Here is a 17,467-nt window from a genome sequence, read left to right as displayed (position 1 = left end):
CGGCAACTCCCGTCATCCGGAAACCACGTGGAAGCGGAGAAAGGTCAGCTCCTGACGGGTTCCCCGGCTGCTTCCTCCCTGGTGCTCCACGCCGGGAGCCACTGAACGTCCCGGAGGCGGTAGCCGCGCTTCACCAGTTCCCGGTGCAGGCCGGGGAGGTGGGCCGCCCCGTAGAAAATGCCTATTTTGCGCACGTCCCCGCCGCCCCACAGGTCAAACACTTCCATGCACTTGGCATTCCGCCCTTCCAGAATCACGGTATTCTCCAGGTCATCCGGGGCATTGGCAAAAATGCGCATCAGTTCATTTTTCAGCCCCTTTTTATTTCCGGAAAGCAAATCCAGCATCATGCCGAATTGATTAGGCTGGTAGGCGCCGGGCTTCTCCACCAGGGAAGACAAAAAGGATTTAAACATCAGCCCGGCAAAGCTTTCCCCCCTCCTGGCCTGCGCCAGCCGGAATTCCTCCAGCGTCATGTCCGCATGGACAAAACGGGGCGCGGAATAATCAATGCCCTGGTACTGGGTCTGCAAGCCCACCGCGTCACTCAATTTTTGATAGGCGCTGCCCAGCAATCCCAGCAGGAAGGATTTTTCCTCCTCAGCGCTTTTTCTCCTCCATTCCACGATCCGGTTCCATTCACGCGCCTCTTCCAGCGTCAGGCCGCCCAGCGGCTTGCTGCGGTCCAGCTTGCGGCGCAGTTCCTGCTCCCGCTGGAGCCCCTCCCCGCCGATCATTTCAAACAGCACCACATCATACCCGCTGAACAGCTTGTTCAGGCGCGCATAGTAGGCCGCCTCCGCCACATGGATAGCTCCGATGAGCGCCACTTCCCTGCCTTCCCCATCCACATAGGAAGCCACGGGCGTGGACAGGCTCTGCCGGTCGCGGGAGGATGTTTCCAGAAGCATGTACTTTCCGGGGTATCCCCCCGGTTCCACTTTTTCCGCAGCGGGGGCGTCCGCCGCAAGCACGGGAGAGCACCACAGGAAAACAGCCGGAAGGCAGCGCAGCATCTTCATACGTGTTCAGCCTAGCCGGAGCCGCCCGCAGAGCAAGCCAAAAAAGGGACTGCCGCACCTTTCCCCCCGGCAGCCGGAAGGCAAAAAATTCCCCGCACCCGGAGACGGGAACGGGGAATGAAGGGATTGATTCAAGGCTGCCGGGCGGAAAAACGCCCCGAAGCCGTGAACGGCTACTTCTGGCAGCAGCAGCCGCACTTGTCCGTCAGGGCGCCCACGCCGGGGAGCACCTTGCCTTCCAGCAGTTCCAGGGAGGCGCCGCCGCCCGTGGAACAGAAGGAAAGCTTGTCCTGGACCTTGAATTTCTTGGCCGCCGTCACGGAGTCGCCGCCGCCTACGATGGAAATGGCGGAGGAATCCGCCAGGGCTTCCGCGATTTCCTTGGTGCCCTTGGCGAAGCAGTCCATTTCAAACACGCCCATCGGGCCGTTCCACAGAACGGTCTTGGCGCCCTTGATGATGGCGGAGAATTCTTCAATGGCCTTGTCGCCAATGTCAATGGCCATGCCGCCTTCCGGCACCTTGCCGCCTTCCGCGAAGGGAGCCGTGCAGAAGGTTTCCGCGCCGTCTTCAAACTTCATGGCTACGCGCACGTCAGCCGGAAGCAGGAACTTCACGCCCTTGGCCTTGGCTTCCGCCAGGATTTCACGGGCCAGGTCCAGCTTGTCGCCTTCAATCTTGGAAGCGCCCAGGTCGTAACCTTCAGCCGCCAGGAACGTGTTGGCCATGGCTCCGCCGATGAGGAAGGTATCAGCCTTTTCCATCAGCTTGGAAAGCACTTCAATCTTGTCTGACACCTTGGCGCCGCCCATGATTACCACGAAGGGTTTTTCCGGGTGTTCCAGCTTGCCTTCCAGGTATTCCAGTTCGCGTTCAATCAGGAAGCCCATGGCGCTCTTTTCCGCAAAATGCGTCACGCCTTCCGTGGAAGCGTGGGCGCGGTGCGCGGTGCCGAACGCATCATTCACGAACAGCGTGGCGTTGCCCAGGAGAGCCTTGGCGAATTCCGGATCGTTTTTCTTTTCACCGGGGTAGAAGCGGACGTTTTCCAGCAGGACCACGTCACCGTCCTTCATGGCGGCGCGGGCGGCTTCCGCTTCCGGGCCGATGGCGGCGGGAACGAATTTCACTTCCTTGCCGAGCAGTTCGGAAAGGCGGGCCGCAACGGGCTTCAGGGAGAAAGCGGCATCAGGTTCGTTTTTGGGACGGCCCAGATGGGAGGTCAGGACGACGCGTGCGCCCTGGTCCAGCAGGAACTTGATGGTGGGAAGAGCCGCAACGATGCGGGCGTCATTGGTGATTTCCCCATCCTTGAGGGGAACGTTGAAGTCAACGCGCATCAGGACTTCCTTGCCCTTGGCATCAAGGTCACGTACAGTAAGTTTAGCCATATCGGTCTATATTGTTTGGTTCAATGGAATAAAAAAGGGAGGGCATTTCTGCCCTCCCGGATAAATCCCCGGCCGCCTGGACAAATCCGGTTCATGAACCGGAGGGTTGGTGCAGGCAACCGGCAAGACTTGTCGTGCAACTGAAGAGCAAGCGTTGTTCCGGAGAACTTACTTGCCGCAGGAGCAGCCGCAGCCCAGGCTGTCGCCCAGCTTCTTCATGGCTTCAGCGGCGCGGTTGGAGTAACCCCATTCGTTGTCGTACCAGCCGCAGACCTTCACCAGGTTGCCGCCGACCACATACGTGAAGCCGGAGTCAAAGATGCAGGAGTGGGGGTCGGAAACGATGTCCTGGAGAACCAGGGCTTCCTCGGAGTAGTCCATAATGCCCTTCAGCGGGCCTTCAGCGGCTTCCTTCATGGCGGCGTTCACTTCTTCCACAGTCACGTTCTTCTTGAGAACGGCCACGAAGTCGGTCAGGGAACCGGTCGGGGTCGGCACGCGGAAGGAGGCGCCGTTCAGGGAGCCCTTCAGGTTCGGCATCACTTCACCGATGGCCTTGGCGGCGCCGGTGGTGGTGGGGATGATGTTGATCGCGGCGGCGCGGGCGCGGCGGGGATCGGAGTGCGGAAGGTCCAGGATGCGCTGGTCATTCGTGTAGGAGTGAATGGTGCTCATCATGCCCTTTTCAATGCCGAACTTGTCGTCCAGCACCTTCACCATCGGAGCAAGGCAGTTGGTGGTGCAGGAAGCGTTGGAAACGATGTCGTGCTTGGCGGGATCGTATTCGCTGTCGTTGATGCCCAGAACGAAGGTCAGGTCCGGATCCGGAGAGGGAGCGGAAATGAGCACCTTCTTGGCGCCGGCGGCCAGGTGCTTCTTGGCGGCGTCACGCTTGGTGAACAGGCCGGTGGATTCCAGAACGACGTCCACGCCCAGGTCCTTCCAGGGAAGGTTGGCGGGGTCGCGTTCCACGGTGATGAGGATCTTGTGACCGTCAACAACCAGATATTCGCCGTCGATGGAGATTTCGCCGTCAAACTTGCCCTGCGTGGAGTCATACTTGAGCAGGTGGGCGATCATTTCAATGGGGGTCAAGTCATTGATGGCAACAACCTTGTTGCGTTCTTCCTTGGACATGGCGCGCAGTACGTTGCGACCAATACGTCCAAAACCGTTAATAGCATATTTGGCCATAAGATTGAGGGCTTCAGATTTGATTAATTATTAGTCCAGGGCTTATTTAAGCACCATGGACGCCGTAAGTTTAAAAACGATTCAACCAGCCGTCAACACTATTGTTCCCCCATCATGGCAGTATGTGCCCGCACCCATGCAGGCGCGGGAGCCTCCCAGGCGCACAATGCTCCCCCATGGAAGTCAAATGCTTGCGGAAGCGCCCCTCCGCCGGGACGGTCAGTTCATGGAACGCAGGGCGGCGCGGATCAGCTCGTCCGCATCCGCGTCCGGATGGTCCTTCAAATGGGCGGCAATCGCCTTGCGGGACTCCACCTGCTTGAACCCCAGGGCAATCAGCGCCAGCTCCGCGTCCCCGGCAGCCTGGGAGGTGGCCCCCTGGGCCTGGGCCTCCCACGTGGCGGCCAGCCCTACCTTGTCCTTCAGCTCCAGAACGATGCGCTCCGCCGTTTTCTTGCCCACGCCCTTGGCCCGGGCAATGCCGGAGACGTCCCCGCTGACGACCGCCTGCTTGAATTGCTCCACGGACAGGGAGCCCAGGATGGCGATGGCCGTGGCCGGGCCGATGCCGGAAACGCGGTCAATGAGCAGCAGGAAAATATCCCGCTCCGCATCCGTGGCGAAGCCGTACAGCACCTGCATGTTCTCGCGGACATGCAGGTAGGTCTTCAGCGTCAGCTCCCTGCCGGGCAGAGGATTCAGCCTGTCAAAGGTGGACAGGGGCACAATCACCTCATACCCCACGCCGTGTACATCCAGAATCAACCGCTGGGGGTAGGATTCCGCCACCGTGCCGCGCAGAAAAGCTATCATGCCCATAACGTGACACAATCGCGCCCGCGCTCAAGCCAAAAACGCATCTGTCCGGCATCCGCCGCCATCATCTTTTCCGGAGCACGTGCAGCCGGATATGCTCCAGGTCCTCCCGGTTATAAAAACAGCGCACGCGGAATCCGCGGGTAGTCTTCATCCGGCACCTGTATTCCCGTAGCAGGCCCTTTTTCACGAGCCTGTAAATATAACTCCGCACCACTCCCAGCATGCTGACGGCCGTAGCCATGTCCACATGGCACGGAGGAACGCGGCGGCGCACAGGCTCCCGCCTGGCGAGAATACGCTCCACATCCAGCCTGCGCCAGTACAGCGCCAGGGACCCCGTGCCCTTCCGGACCACGCGGAAACGGGCGCCGTGGCGGTGCAGGTACTGGCGCGCGGCGGATGCGCTGCAGCAGAGCTGTGACGCAATGGCGGAAGTTTCCACAAACGCGCCGCCGCATTCCGCGTAGGGCAGTCCGGATTTGGGATTCGTCCCCTTGCGGCGCGTTTTCACATGCGCCGGGAAGCTCAGCTTGGGGTTGTTAATATATTCGCGGCCTCCTACTCCGATGAATGTTTTCTTAAAATGGTATATCATGGTTTATGGGATTTCACATTGGAAATACAAAGCTCCACGCAGACAGTCCGCATGAAACTCTAACATTTTTGGAAGATTCCAAAAATGCATTGAGCGCACGAATGTTCAACATTTTTCTTTGTTTTTCTGTTTTTCACATTCATACTGAACTCATTTCATCGCAATATATGCCCGGAAGCCGGATGATCCAACCACTTGAAAAGGGCCTACGCCTCTGGCGGGAAGTGCATGTCCGTCAACTCTTTCCGCTCGGCAAGCCTTCCATTCCGGTGAATGCGGAGCCCCCAGGCAGGGAAAAATTCTTTCCACCGGCGTTTCACTGACGCCGTACAGTTACATGGGAATTTTTTTCCAGCTATGATTTTACCATATCCCGCCTGCCATGCACGGTCCATTTCACGGCAGGGTACGGAAAAACCCATGAAAAACAGCCTCCCCTCCCACCAGGCCTCCATACGCAGGGGCTTCTCCGACCACACCCACGCCGCATTTTTCCAGAAGTTCAACAGGATCTTCCGGAATCAGGACAATAAAAAACCCGGCTTCCTTGAGGGAAGCCGGGCCTGGAAAAATGCTTCAGGGCAGGAGTTTGGCGGGCCGTCCTTCAAAAATCCCGCGCTGGGGAACGAAAATACGGTCATTGGGCTGGATGGGGATACCCCTGTCCCGGATGGAGAAGTAGTCATACGTCACGGTTTTTCCCCCGCGCGTCACCTGAATATAACGGGAGCCGAAGTCCGTAATGTCCCCCGCGCCTACAATCGCTTCCAGCAAAGTCATGCCGCGCCGCCACAGAACGTTTTTCTTCATGGCCACGCCGCCGCTCACCAGCACAATGTGCTCCGTCAGGTGCATGTCGGAACTTTGCACTTTCACCAGGAAAGTGGGGGCCGTATACAATTCCGCCTTTTTATAGGCAGCCATCAGCATGTCTTCTATCTGGCGGGCCGTCTTGCCCACCACGCGCAACACATCCTGCCCCGCCGGAAGCTGGGGCATGCGTATCGTCCCGTTGCCGTCCAGCAGATACTGTCCGGAGATGGCTGTAGCGTCATCATTGGGAATGCCGCGCACCTGGATTTCAATGGTCCCGTGCGCAGGCACGGCATCCGGAGACTGGGCGGAGGCCAGCCCCGCCGCACCCAGCAGGAGACAGAGGATGGAACAGATAATTTTTTTCATGGGAGCAATGGAGTTAGTACAAATCTTCACTATCATGGGACTGGTTGGCGGCCAGCTCCTTGGCCTTGCCGGAACGTTCCGCCTTCTTCATGGAAGAGGCGTCCACGTTCCCGCCGGAGGAACCGCCATCCGCGGAATAATAGGAATAGTAAGTAGTGTAGTATTGATACTGATGATCGGACGTAATGTCCACATTATTCATTACCACCCCGGCCAGGTTGCCGCCTACGGATTCAATCACCTGCTTCTGCCTCAGCAGGGCTTTCAACGGCAGCTTGCGCGGCTGCACCACCATGAGGGTCATGTCCACCTCGCTTACGATGACGGCGGAGTCACTGACGCCCAGGATGGGCGGGGAGTCCACCAGCACCATGTCAAAGCGCTGTTTCACCTCCTGGAGAAGCTCGCTGAATTTGCGGGAGTTCAGCGTTCCGGACGGGTCAAAGGGCGTGGGGCCCGCAGGCATCACGTACAGGTTTTCAATGGGCGTCTGAAAAATCACTTCCTCCAGCGGGTAGTCTTCCAACAGGTAGGAGGTCAGCCCCACCTCATTATCCAGTTCATAGTACCGGTGAAGTTTGGAGCGGCGCAGGTCCGCGTCAATCATCAGGGTGGCGTAACCGCCCTGGGCGCAGATGTAGGCCAGGTTGCACAAGGTGGTGGTCTTGCCTTCCCCGGCGCTGCCGGAAACGAACGTCAGGGAAATTTCCTCCAGTCCCTTCTTGTTGAATTCTATGTTTGTCCGCAGGATCCGGTAAGCTTCCGCATCCGGCCCCATCACGTCGGAAGAATGGAGAATGGGAACATTCTTGGGAATGATGCCCAGCACGGGAACCTGAAGAGCCCGTTCCACATCCTCCATGGTTTTGACGGACGTGTCCATGAATTCCAGAAAGAGGGCCAGGCCGATGCCCAGCAGCAGCCCTACGCTCGCGCCCACCGCCAGATTGATGGTGATGCTCGGCTTATAGGCAACGGCGGGATATTCCGGCAGATCATACATTTCAACCGCATCACGGGGAACGCGCATCCGGGCAATTTCATCCGTATACCGGGAAGACAGGTCCTTGAGCTGGTCCAGAGCGGCGTCATAATCACGGCTGGCCTGCTCATACATGGGCACTTTCAAGACATGATCCTGGAGGGCTTTTTCCTTAAGCGCCACGGTTTCCTCCCATTGCTTCCGGCTTGCGGAAACCATTTCCAGCTTGCTTTTAAGCGAAGAGCGCAGCCCGATCAGCTCCTTGTTCAGCTTCTCGGACAGAATTCTTTCCGTTTCCACCAGCGCCAGCATCTTGGGGTGCCTGGGACCGATGTTCTGGGCTTTCAGGTTTTCCTTCTCCTTGAGCTTTTCGGAAAATTCCGCATAGGTTTCACGCAGAGCCTTGGCGCCCACGGATTCGGCATTCAGCAGGTCGGAGCTGATCACGTAATCCAGCAGCTTGTCATCAGGCAGGCGCTGCAGCTCCTGCACGTAGGAAGCCAGTTCCTTTTCATCCTTTTCAAAGGCCATGGCCTGGGATTTGGCGTTCCGGAAGTCTTCCTCTTCCATCCCGGCCGTCAATGTGTTCCGGTTTTCACCGTTCCTCCAGGTAGTGGGCAGGTAGGAGCTCTCCGCAATCAGCTTCTTGAGAGCCATCATTTTTTCATTAACGGTGTCTTCCTGTTCCCGGAGGACGTCCTTCAAACTTTTAATAGCGGTTTCAACCAGACGGTTTTCACGCATTTCACGGTCCTGCTTGTAGGCTTCCGGAACCGTTTTGGCGATGTTCTGCACCAGTTTGGGATCCGGACCGGAGACAATCACATCCACCAGGTCCGTCGCGCGCACGGGAGCCACCTTGATCATGTTGGCCAGGTTGGAGGCGGCCTTTTCATCCGTCATTCCCCACTCCGCGGCAAGGTTCAGTTTTTTGGATACTATCTTCAGTACTTCGGTTGAAGTCAGCACAGAGTACTGCATGGGAATGTAGTTGGCCGTGACGTTGGAGGTGGCGACCACGTCCCCCCCCTGGCCGATTTCCATGACGGGCTTGGGCAGCTTGATCTGGAACTGGCACCTCGTCTGATAAGCCGGAGGCATCAGGAAAGTCACCACCACGGAAATGACCAAAACCAGAAGGAAAACCAGGAAGACCTCCTTCCAGCGATTTTTTAAAACCTGCAAATAATCAATATTGCGTACAATCCGATCGCCGTTCTGCTGATCCTGGGAATTCATGAAAGATAGATAGGTAGTAAGATAAAAACTCCTCTAATTGTGAACGCAAATTCGCAATTAGAGGAGTGTAAGCATTAATCGTCGGTCAAGACTTAGAAGCTGTAATTCATTCCGAAGGAGAACACGTTACGGTTGTAGGCGGGCATGGGATAGTTGTAGCCGCTGTAGGAGCCGTTGGTGTAGGAATACTGGGCCGTAAGGGCCAGGGCATTGGTCAGCATCAGCTTGATGCCGACCGTAGCGTTGAAGGTCAGCGTCGTCGTGTCACTGTTGCCGCTGGAGCTCGGGTTCGTGTAGTCGCTGGAAATCAGGTTCACGCCGGCATCCAGGCTGACGCGGTGCGTCAGTTTCAGGGTGCTGTTTACACCGAAGCGCCACGTTTCATTGGAGTAGTAGCTGGCGCCGCTGTTGGGGATGTACGTATTCGTCGCTTCGTTGGAGTAACGGACGAACATGCCGATCATGAAACGATCGCTCATGCGGTGGTTCAAACCGAATTCAGCGGAAGGATACGTCTTGGTGCCGTAACCGTCCACATACTTGAACTGGGGGCCTACGCGCAGCGTTGCGGACGTGTTTTCAGCCACGGCGTATTCAGCGCCGGCCATGACGAAGTTGGAGAATTCATTGTTGCCGTATTCGCGGTGGCAGTAGGAACCGTTCCAGCTCAGGGAGAGGGCCAGGCGTTCCGTCCACTTGTAACGGTTGGTGAAATCCATGCCCACATAGTCACGGTTGTCTGTCTTGGCGGAATCCTCCTGATACTCAATCATGGAGAAGTTGGCGCCCAGCGTCGTGGAGTAGCGGGAAGTCCATGCCTTGCTCACGGAGTTGGCAATGCCATTGGCATAGTTCGGTTCCGGCTGCCACGCAAAGGACACGCTGCCGTTGTAGCGGAGGGTCTGGTCAAAGCTGTGGGAAAGATTGGCTGACAGCGTGGAGTTGGAGAGGGATTCGTTCGTGTCCCCCTGAAGGTCCTTCAGGTAGAAAATGCCGCCAAGCTTGGCAGAGAAGGAGTACTGCGTCACGGAGTCGTAATTGGCCAGGGAGGCGCCGATGTCCGTGCTGATGAAAGCGGCTTCCTGCTGGTCGTAGTTGGAGGCGTTGACGTTGTCGTCATAACCGCCGGCCAGGTTGAACGACCATTTCAGAGGAATGGATTCTTCCAGGCCAACCGGCCCTGCCAGCGTGTACAGGGACTGCCCGTTGGCGTGAACGGCAAGCATGCCGGCAGCCATCAGGGAGAGGTAAAAAAGACTCTTCATGCGATTGATAAATGATCGGGTTAATTTCCAGCAGGATTGGACACAGGGGACGGGCTCGTAGGAGTGCCGCCCACGGGAAGGCCACCCGGCAGCAGCAGGGCGCCGCCGGAAGCTTCTTCACCAGGCTTCACCAGGCCGTTGGCCTGAGTGGTTACGCCCTGAAGGGGATTGTCAGGAGTGGCGGCCGCCACGCTCACCGCAATGGAGGGAACGGTATTGGCCACCATGGAGTTGCCCAGAGCCTTCGTCACCGCTTCACAAATGGGGGAGACGGACGCATACGGATGGGGCTGGACGGCAACAGCGGAAGCCACGATGTTGCGCACCTGCGCTTCCGTGATCTGCGTTCCGTAACTCCGGACGGCGGAAGAGGCGATAGCCGGGGAATCTGCCGGGAAAGCGCCTGCGGCCATGGATACCATGGAGCCCATGGCGGAGTCGGACACGCCTGCCTTGACGGCGGCGTTCAGCACTTCGGCCACGGCCTTCATATCCAGAGCTCCGGCCTTCAGACCAGCCTGGACGACACCTGCCATTTTCTTCATAAAAGCCTTGTCGGAAGCAGAGGCTTTAACCTTGTTAACAGCCGGAGCGGCTGCCGGAGAAGCAGCTTGCTGAGCCACACCGGGGAGGGTGCCCGCAAACGCAAGTGCCAGCGCACTGAGCGCCGTCTTTGTCATGAACCTGGCTTTCATAAGGAAACTATCTAGCAGGTGAATTTAATAAAAAATGGAGCGGGTAACGGGAATCGAACCCGTGTGATCAGCTTGGAAGGCTGGAGCTTTACCATTAAGCTATACCCGCACAACGGAGGCATTATGTTCAAGCCTTGGGAATAAGACAAGTTTTTTTTCATTACCGCGTCAAAATAACAAAAAAGAAGACACGATTTTTCTGTGGTCTTGACATACCGGGTTTCTACCGCTAAATAAGCACCCGCATTCCATGCGGGCGTCGTTCAATGGTAGGACGCGAGCTTCCCAAGCTTGAGACGTGGGTTCGATCCCCATCGCCCGTACCAGTTTTATACCGCAGGCAGTTGTCTTTCAACGCCTGCGGTTTTTATTTACTCTTCCGTTCTGCGGGCGCCGCCGCCCCCTGCCTTCTGGAAAAAGCCCAGCTCCTTTCCGTTTCCCGCTCCTCCGGGAAAGGCTTCCGGAGAACAGGGCATGGCCTTGCTTTTCCGCCCCGCCGGGAGCATGCACGCTTCCGGCGGGGTCTCCAAACACAGGCGTTTACCAGCCAAGCACGAATTTCCGCTGAATTTTCGCCAGCAGAAGCACCTTGCGGATCATCGTGCGGGTTTCATTAAGCAGGTTGAGGTAAAGAAGAGCCCGCCGCATGTCGGACACGTCTTCCGCCCGCAGGATGATCTGCTGCTTGACCGCCTCCGCGAATTCCTCATCCAGGGCGTCCATGCCGGCCAGGCATTCGTCCAGCCCGGCGTAGTCATTGCTTTCCATCATGTCCCGGAAGCGCGGGTACAGGGAGGAAACGCGGTTGTTCATTCCCCGCAGGTGTTCTATCCTGCCCAGGTCCAGGCCTTCATGGTTGTTGTCAATGTAGGCGTAGCTGGCCGTAGTAATGTTGGAGAGGGATTCAAAGACGGAGGTGGCGTATTCCACCATCTGCACGTAGCGCTTTCCGCGGTCCGCCTCCTCATCCGGGAGTTCCCGCACCACGGGCATGACTTCCATTGCCATCCTCTCGCCCAGGGAGCGGCGGATGCCGCGAGCCTCCTTCCGGAGCTTTTTCAGCCGCTTACGGTCCTCCACGTTCAGGGCTTCCAGGTTCATTTCATAGATTTCCGCCATGCGCTTCATCAGCTCAATGATTTCTTCATTGTAGCGGGCGGCAGCGGCGGGATCCCGGTAATTGGCGCCCTGTGCCAAAGCCGCGGCCTGGGTTCTCTTTTTGTGAAGCCTGGCGCTTTTCAGCAGCAGGAAGGCCGCCAGCCCGCACATGGCAATGATGCCGAAGAGGCCGCCGTATACAATGCACGCCGCCACGATGCAGCACATGGTGAATGCGGCAAAGGCCGTGAAGAACCATCCGGAGATTACCGTAATCACCCCCGTAATGCGGTACACCGCGCTGTCACGCCCCCAGGCCTTGTCCGCCAGGGAGGAACCCATCGCCACCATGAACGTCACATACGTAGTGGAGAGGGGGAGCCGCAGGGAGGTAGCCAGGGAGATGAGCAGCGCCGCCACCGTCAGATTCACGGAGGCGCGGATCAGGTCAAAGGAGGCCCCGTCATCCGGCCCTTCCGCCACGGGCCGGAAGCGTTTTTCAATGAATCTTCCCACGCAGGCGGGCATGATTTTTTCCACCGCGCGGGAGGCATGCAGCGCATAACGCACGGCCATGCGGGCCGGGGGAACGGAGCCGAACCGTTCCACGCCCCCGCCCTGCCTCGCCAGATTGACCTCCGTGTCCGTCACGGTCCGCGCCTTTTTGGAGAAGATGAGGGCGAGCACCATGATCACGCCCGCGCCCAGCAGGTAGCGCCAGTCCGCCGTGACGGGGGCCATCAGGCCGCCCATGGTCAGCGTGGAGAGGTCCGCGCCCTGCGCCGCGGCGGCGGAGGCTATCTCCATGGAGGACTGCCCTGCCATGAAGACGCCGATGAAGTTGACCAGGTCATTCCCGGCAAAGGAAAGGGCCAGCGCCATGGTGCCCGCCAGAACGGCTATTTTTAGGATGTTCACTTTGCAGAGGTTCTGGAGCACGGCCATCAGGACGGTCCAGAATACCAGGCTGTAGCACACGTACAGCCAGATGTGGGCGTCCAGGTGCCGGACCATGTCCTTGGTGACCAGCGTACTGCCTTTCAGCCCCTTGAAGATGGCGAAGTACGTGATGGCCGTCAGGGCCGCGCCGCACCAGGCGGCCCCCAGGTATTTGAAGGATTTCCTGTAGTTGAAGGAGAAGATGAGGCGGGATATCCACATGACCGTTATCCCGCAGATGAAGGCGACGAAGACGGAGGAAAAGATGCCGGAGATGATGGCCAGCGCCTTGGAGGAGTTGATGTAGCTGGACAGTTCCTGCGCCGCCCCCGGCTCTCCGGACCAGATTTTAAACAGGGCCACCGCCACGGCGCCCCCCAGGAGTTCAAAGACGATGGAAACCGTGGTGGAGGTGGGCAGGCCGAAGGTGTTGAAGACGTCCAGCAGAATCACGTCCGTCAGCATTACCGCCAGGAAGATCAGCATGATGTCATGAAAGGTGAACTGGGCCGGCATGAACACGCCGCTCCGGGCAATTTCCATCATGCCGCTGGAGAACAGGGAACCGATGATGATGCCCAGCGCCGCTACCAGCAGGATTGTCCTGCGCGGAGCGGCCTTGGAGCCGACGGCGGAGTTCAGGAAGTTGGCCGCGTCATTGGAGACCCCTACCACGAGGTCAAAGCAGGAGAGTACCAGAATCAGTCCTATGATGAAGTAATAGAGTGGGTCCATATGCGTAATAAACGGCCCTCTATTACAGGAGGCCGCTTCCGCACGCCCGTTTTAAAACGTGACTATTCCGTCACATTAACGCAACAATATGATGTTGAACAAAATATCACATTACTACGCATGATGCCCGCAAACCCTTCCGTTTCTTGCAGGCCAACTCCGGAGCCTGATTTTCCGCAGATTCTCCGGCAGTCAGGGCCATCTTCCTGAAACCCCTCCAAACAAAAAGGCTCCCCGGAAAACCGGGGAGCCTTGAAGTCGATTGCTGTGTCTCGCAGAAACGGACGGGGCTTACATCATGCCCATGCCGCCCATTCCTCCCATGCCGCCCATGTCGGGAGCGCCGGAGCCGCATCCGCAGCCCTTCTTCTCGGGCTTGTCGGCAATGACGCATTCCGTGGTGAGCAGCAGGCCGGCGATGGAGGCCGCGTTCTGCAGGGCGGAACGGGTCACCTTGGTGGGGTCCACCACACCGGCGGTAAGCAGGTCTTCATACTTGTCCGTGGCTACGTTGTAGCCGTCCGCCGCCTTCTTCATGCCTTTTACCTTGGCAACGATGAGGGCGCCTTCACGCCCGGCATTGCTGGCCAGCTGGCGGAGCGGGGCTTCCACCGCACGGTAGACGATCTGGGCGCCGGTTTCTTCGTCGCCTTCCAGCTTGAGGGTGTCAATGGACTTCTGGGCGCGGATGAGGGCCACACCGCCGCCGGGAACAATGCCTTCTTCCACCGCAGCGCGGGTGGCGTGCAGGGCGTCGTCCACACGGGCCTTCTTTTCCTTCATTTCCGTTTCCGTAGCGGCACCCACATGGATGACGGCCACGCCGCCGGCCAGCTTCGCCAGGCGTTCCTGGAGCTTTTCACGGTCGTAGTCGGACGTGGTGTCCTTGATCTGGTGGCGGATCTGGGAAATGCGGGCTTCAATGTCGGCAGACTTGCCGGCGCCTTCCACGATGACGGTTTCATCCTTGGAGACAACCACGCGCTTGGCCTGGCCGAGGTCTTCAATGCCCACGTTTTCCAGCTTGATGCCCAGGTCTTCCGTGATGCACTTGCCGCCGGTGAGGATGGCGATGTCTTCCATCATGGCCTTGCGCCGGTCGCCGAAGCCGGGGGCCTTCACCGCGCAGATGTTCAGCACGCCGCGCAGGCGGTTGACCACCAGGGTGGCGAGGGCTTCGCCTTCAATGTCTTCCGCAATGACCAGGAAGGGACGGCCCGTCTTGGCCACTTTTTCAAGCAGCGGAAGGAAGTCCTTCAGGTTGTTGATCTTCTTTTCGTGAATCAGGATGTAGGGGTTTTCCAGCACCGCTTCCATCGTTTCCGCGTTGGTCACGAAGTAGGGGGACAGGTAGCCCTTGTCAAACTGCATGCCTTCCACCACGTCCAGCGTGGTTTCAATGCCCTTGGCTTCTTCCACGGTGATGGTGCCGTCCTTGCCGACCTTGTCCATGGCTTCCGCGATGATGTGGCCGATTTCCGCGTCCCAGTTGGCGGAAACGGTGGCAACCTGGGCCACTTCCTTGCTGGAGTCAACGGGCTTGCTGATCTTCTTGAGTTCCGCAACCACGGCGTCCGCGGCCTTCATGATGCCCCTCTGCAGGGAGATGGGGTTGGCCCCGGCGGTGACGTTGCGCAGGCCTTCGCGGTAAATGCTTTCAGCCAGCACGGTGGCGGTGGTGGTGCCGTCCCCGGCCACGTCGTTGGTCTTGGAGGAGACTTCACGGACAAGCTGGGCGCCCATGTTTTCAAACGGGTCTTCCAGTTCGATTTCCTTGGCGACGGTTACGCCGTCCTTGGTGATGAGGGGGGAACCGAATTTCTTGTCGATCACCACGTTGCGGCCGGCAGGGCCCAGCGTGCTCTTGACAGCCTTGGCAATCTGTTCCACGCCGCGGAGGAGGGCCTGGCGGGCGGTTTCGTCAAATTGGATTTGTTTAGCCATAATATCAGGTTATTTAAAAATGGTGTTGAGTGAGTGTTGTGCAAGTTAGCCAATGATGGCCAGAATGTCGTTTTCAGACAGGATGAGGTAGTCTTCTCCGTCCAGCTTGATTTCCGTACCGCCGTATTTGGAAATGAGAACGCGGTCGCCCGGCTTCACGGTAAATTCAATCAAGGCGCCCTTGTCGTCCCGGCCGCCGGTGCCTACGGAGATTACTTCGGCTTCCTGGGGTTTTTCCTTGGCGGTATCCGGCAGGAACAGGCCGCCGGCCGTCTTGGTTTCAGCTTCAATGCGCTTGACCAGCACACGTTGTCCTAGGGGTTTGATGTTTGCCATAGTATGTTGTTTTTGTGTTGTTATAGATGAATATATGGATGTAATGTTCCGGAGGAGGGGAATTGCTTCCCCTCCTCCGGGAAGGGGTTATTTCTCGTCGTCGACGATTTCGGCGTCCACCACGCGGCCTTTGGCCTTGCGGGGGCCGTCGGAAGGTTCTTCCTCAGGAGCGGCGCCCGGCATGGGACCGGCTGCGCCGGCGGATTGCTGCTGGGCGGCTTCCGCTGCCTTGTACAGGGCTTCCAGGCGGGATTCAAGGTCTTCCTTGCCTGCCTTGATGGCCGTGTATTCCTTCTTGGAGATGGCTTCCTTCAGGTGCATCACCTTGTCTTCAATTTCACGCTTGAGGTCGGCGGGAATCTTGTCTCCCATGTCCTTGAGCTGGCGTTCCACGGAGAAGCAGAGGGTGTCCGCCTGGTTGACGGTGTCAATTTCCTCGGCGCGCTTCTTGTCTTCTTCCGCATGGGCTTCCGCATCACGCTTGGCACGTTCGATTTCATCCTTGGAAAGGCCGCTGGAACCCTGGATGGAGATCTTCTGTTCCTTGCCGGTGCCCTTGTCCTTGGCGGAGACGTGCAGGATGCCGTTGGCGTCAATGTCAAAGGTCACTTCAATCTGCGGTTCGCCGCGGCGCGCCGGGGAGATGCCGTCCAGCTTGAAGTTGCCCAGAAGCTTGTTGTCGTCAAACATCTTGCGTTCCCCCTGGCACACGCGGATGTCCACGGCAGGCTGGTTGTCAGCCGCGGTGGAGAACACTTGGCTCTTGCGCACCGGGATGGTCGTGTTGCGCTCGATCATCGGCGTGGCGATGCCGCCCATCGTTTCAATGGACAGGGTCAGCGGAGTCACGTCCAGCAGAAGTACGTCGTTCACGTCCCCCTGGAGCACGCCCCCCTGAATGGCGGCGCCTATGGCTACCACTTCATCCGGGTTCACGCCCTTGTGGGGTTCCTTGCCGGCCAGCGTATGGGCCTCTTCCTGAACGGCGGGCATGCGGGTCATGCCGCCCACCAGCACCAGTTCGTCAATGTCGCCGGTTTTCAGGCCGGAAGCGGCAATGCAGTCCAGGACGGGCTTGCGGGTGCGGTCCAGCAGGTCGCCCGTGAGCTGTTCCAGCTTGGAACGGCTCAGCGTAAGCTGAATGTGCTTGGGGCCGGAGGAGTCCGCCGTGATGAACGGCAGGCTGATGTCATAGCTCTGGGTGGAGGAAAGGGCAATCTTGGCCTTTTCAGCTTCTTCCTTGATGCGCTGGATGGCGTCAGGCTGGTTGGAGAGGTCCATGCCGGAGTCCTTCTTGAATTCCTCCATGATCCAGGTGATGATCGCGTTGTCCCAGTCGTCGCCGCCCAGGTGGGTATCGCCGTCGGAGGCTTTCACTTCAAACACGCCGTCACCGATTTCCAGCACGGAAATATCAAAGGTGCCGCCGCCAAGGTCGTATACGGCTATGTTTTCATTGGACTTCTTGTCCAGGCCATAGGCCAGGGCAGCCGCCGTCGGTTCATTGATGATGCGGCGCACCTTCAGGCCGGCGATTTCACCGGCGGCCTTGGTCGCGTTGCGCTGGGCGTCATTGAAATAGGCCGGAACGGTAATGACGGCTTCCGAGATCGTTTCACCCAGCTTGGATTCCGCATCAGCCTTCAGCTTGGCAAGGACCATGGAAGCGATTTCCTGCGGGGAAAAGGTCTTCTTTTCACCGCCCACATCCACGCGGATATAGGCATCCCCGTTGGGAGCTTCCACGATTTCATAAGGCACCTTCTTGTCTTCTTCCGTCAGCTCGCTGTACTTGCGGCCAATGAGGCGCTTGGAGGAAAACACGGTGTTTTTCGGGTTGGTCACCGCCTGACGTTTGGCGGCCTGCCCCACGAGGCGTTCACCGCTCTTGGTGAAGGCAACAATGGAGGGAGTGGTGCGCGCACCTTCGCTGTTTTCAAGTACGGTACCCTGACCGCCTTCCATTACAGCCATGCACGAGTTGGTCGTGCCCAAGTCGATTCCTAATATTTTAGCCATATTGTTATCTTA

13 protein-coding genes and 2 tRNA genes are annotated in these 17,467 nt (G+C 58.3%); 1 reads left to right on the top strand and 14 read right to left on the bottom strand.

Annotated elements, in window-relative coordinates; genetic code table 11:
* Nucleotides 1-44 precede the first annotated feature (44 nt).
* The 10 genes from ABGM91_RS07425 to ABGM91_RS07380 form a co-directional block, all read right to left on the bottom strand.
* A complete protein-coding gene (locus ABGM91_RS07425; RefSeq protein WP_354830982.1) occupies nt 45-1,022 on the bottom strand; it encodes a hypothetical protein in 978 nt (325 codons plus the stop codon).
* A gap of 173 nt (nt 1,023-1,195) precedes the next feature.
* Nucleotides 1,196-2,413 (bottom strand): phosphoglycerate kinase, encoded by a 1,218-nt coding sequence (locus ABGM91_RS07420; RefSeq protein ID WP_215429113.1) that lies wholly within the window; start codon nt 2,411-2,413, stop codon nt 1,196-1,198.
* 168 nt (nt 2,414-2,581) lie between these two features.
* Nucleotides 2,582-3,607 (bottom strand): type I glyceraldehyde-3-phosphate dehydrogenase, encoded by a 1,026-nt coding sequence (gap, locus tag ABGM91_RS07415; RefSeq protein ID WP_215429115.1) that lies wholly within the window; start codon nt 3,605-3,607, stop codon nt 2,582-2,584.
* Between the two features lie 219 nt (nt 3,608-3,826).
* Nucleotides 3,827-4,420, bottom strand: coding sequence for a Holliday junction branch migration protein RuvA (gene ruvA / locus ABGM91_RS07410; RefSeq protein WP_102714792.1), 594 nt, complete (start codon nt 4,418-4,420; stop codon nt 3,827-3,829).
* Between the two features lie 67 nt (nt 4,421-4,487).
* The gene (locus ABGM91_RS07405) at nt 4,488-5,021 is read right to left on the bottom strand and encodes a hypothetical protein (protein WP_290565670.1); all 534 of its coding nucleotides are present in this window, start codon (nt 5,019-5,021) and stop codon (nt 4,488-4,490) included.
* Between the two features lie 576 nt (nt 5,022-5,597).
* On the bottom strand, nt 5,598-6,203 hold the full coding sequence (locus ABGM91_RS07400) for a hypothetical protein (RefSeq protein WP_215429118.1): 606 nt from the start codon (nt 6,201-6,203) through the stop codon (nt 5,598-5,600).
* Between the two features lie 13 nt (nt 6,204-6,216).
* Entirely contained in the window at nt 6,217-8,424 is a 2,208-nt protein-coding gene (locus ABGM91_RS07395; protein WP_354830977.1) for a polysaccharide biosynthesis tyrosine autokinase, read from the bottom strand.
* Nucleotides 8,425-8,516: 92 nt separating this feature from the next.
* Nucleotides 8,517-9,689 (bottom strand): outer membrane beta-barrel protein, encoded by a 1,173-nt coding sequence (locus ABGM91_RS07390; RefSeq protein WP_354830974.1) that lies wholly within the window; start codon nt 9,687-9,689, stop codon nt 8,517-8,519.
* Between the two features lie 20 nt (nt 9,690-9,709).
* Nucleotides 9,710-10,225 carry a hypothetical protein gene (locus tag ABGM91_RS07385; RefSeq protein ID WP_354830972.1) on the bottom strand — a complete coding sequence of 172 codons (516 nt, stop codon included), beginning with the start codon at nt 10,223-10,225 and terminating at the stop codon, nt 9,710-9,712.
* A gap of 194 nt (nt 10,226-10,419) precedes the next feature.
* Nucleotides 10,420-10,493 (bottom strand) — tRNA-Gly (locus tag ABGM91_RS07380).
* Between the two features lie 143 nt (nt 10,494-10,636).
* Between ABGM91_RS07380 and ABGM91_RS07375 the strand changes: the two genes are divergently transcribed.
* Nucleotides 10,637-10,710: transfer RNA gene (locus tag ABGM91_RS07375), tRNA-Gly, on the top strand.
* A 214-nt stretch (nt 10,711-10,924) separates the two neighbouring features.
* Here the strand turns inward: ABGM91_RS07375 and ABGM91_RS07370 are convergent.
* From ABGM91_RS07370 to dnaK, 4 genes are all read right to left on the bottom strand, one after another.
* Entirely contained in the window at nt 10,925-13,156 is a 2,232-nt protein-coding gene (locus tag ABGM91_RS07370) for an inorganic phosphate transporter (protein ID WP_354830970.1), read from the bottom strand.
* A 291-nt stretch (nt 13,157-13,447) separates the two neighbouring features.
* Nucleotides 13,448-15,103, bottom strand: a complete 1,656-nt coding sequence (gene groL, locus ABGM91_RS07365; protein ID WP_102714698.1) for a chaperonin GroEL — start codon at nt 15,101-15,103, stop codon at nt 13,448-13,450.
* A gap of 42 nt (nt 15,104-15,145) precedes the next feature.
* A complete protein-coding gene (groES, locus tag ABGM91_RS07360) occupies nt 15,146-15,436 on the bottom strand; it encodes a co-chaperone GroES (RefSeq protein WP_067571201.1) in 291 nt (96 codons plus the stop codon).
* Nucleotides 15,437-15,523: 87 nt separating this feature from the next.
* Nucleotides 15,524-17,455 (bottom strand): molecular chaperone DnaK, encoded by a 1,932-nt coding sequence (gene dnaK / locus ABGM91_RS07355; protein ID WP_215429133.1) that lies wholly within the window; start codon nt 17,453-17,455, stop codon nt 15,524-15,526.
* Between the last annotated feature and the right edge of the window lie 12 nt (nt 17,456-17,467).

The sequence above is a fragment of the Akkermansia muciniphila genome (assembly GCF_040616545.1).
Taxonomy (GTDB): domain Bacteria; phylum Verrucomicrobiota; class Verrucomicrobiia; order Verrucomicrobiales; family Akkermansiaceae; genus Akkermansia; species Akkermansia muciniphila_E.
Note: the sequence above shows the minus strand (reverse complement) of the source record. Positions and strands in the feature narration are given on the sequence as shown.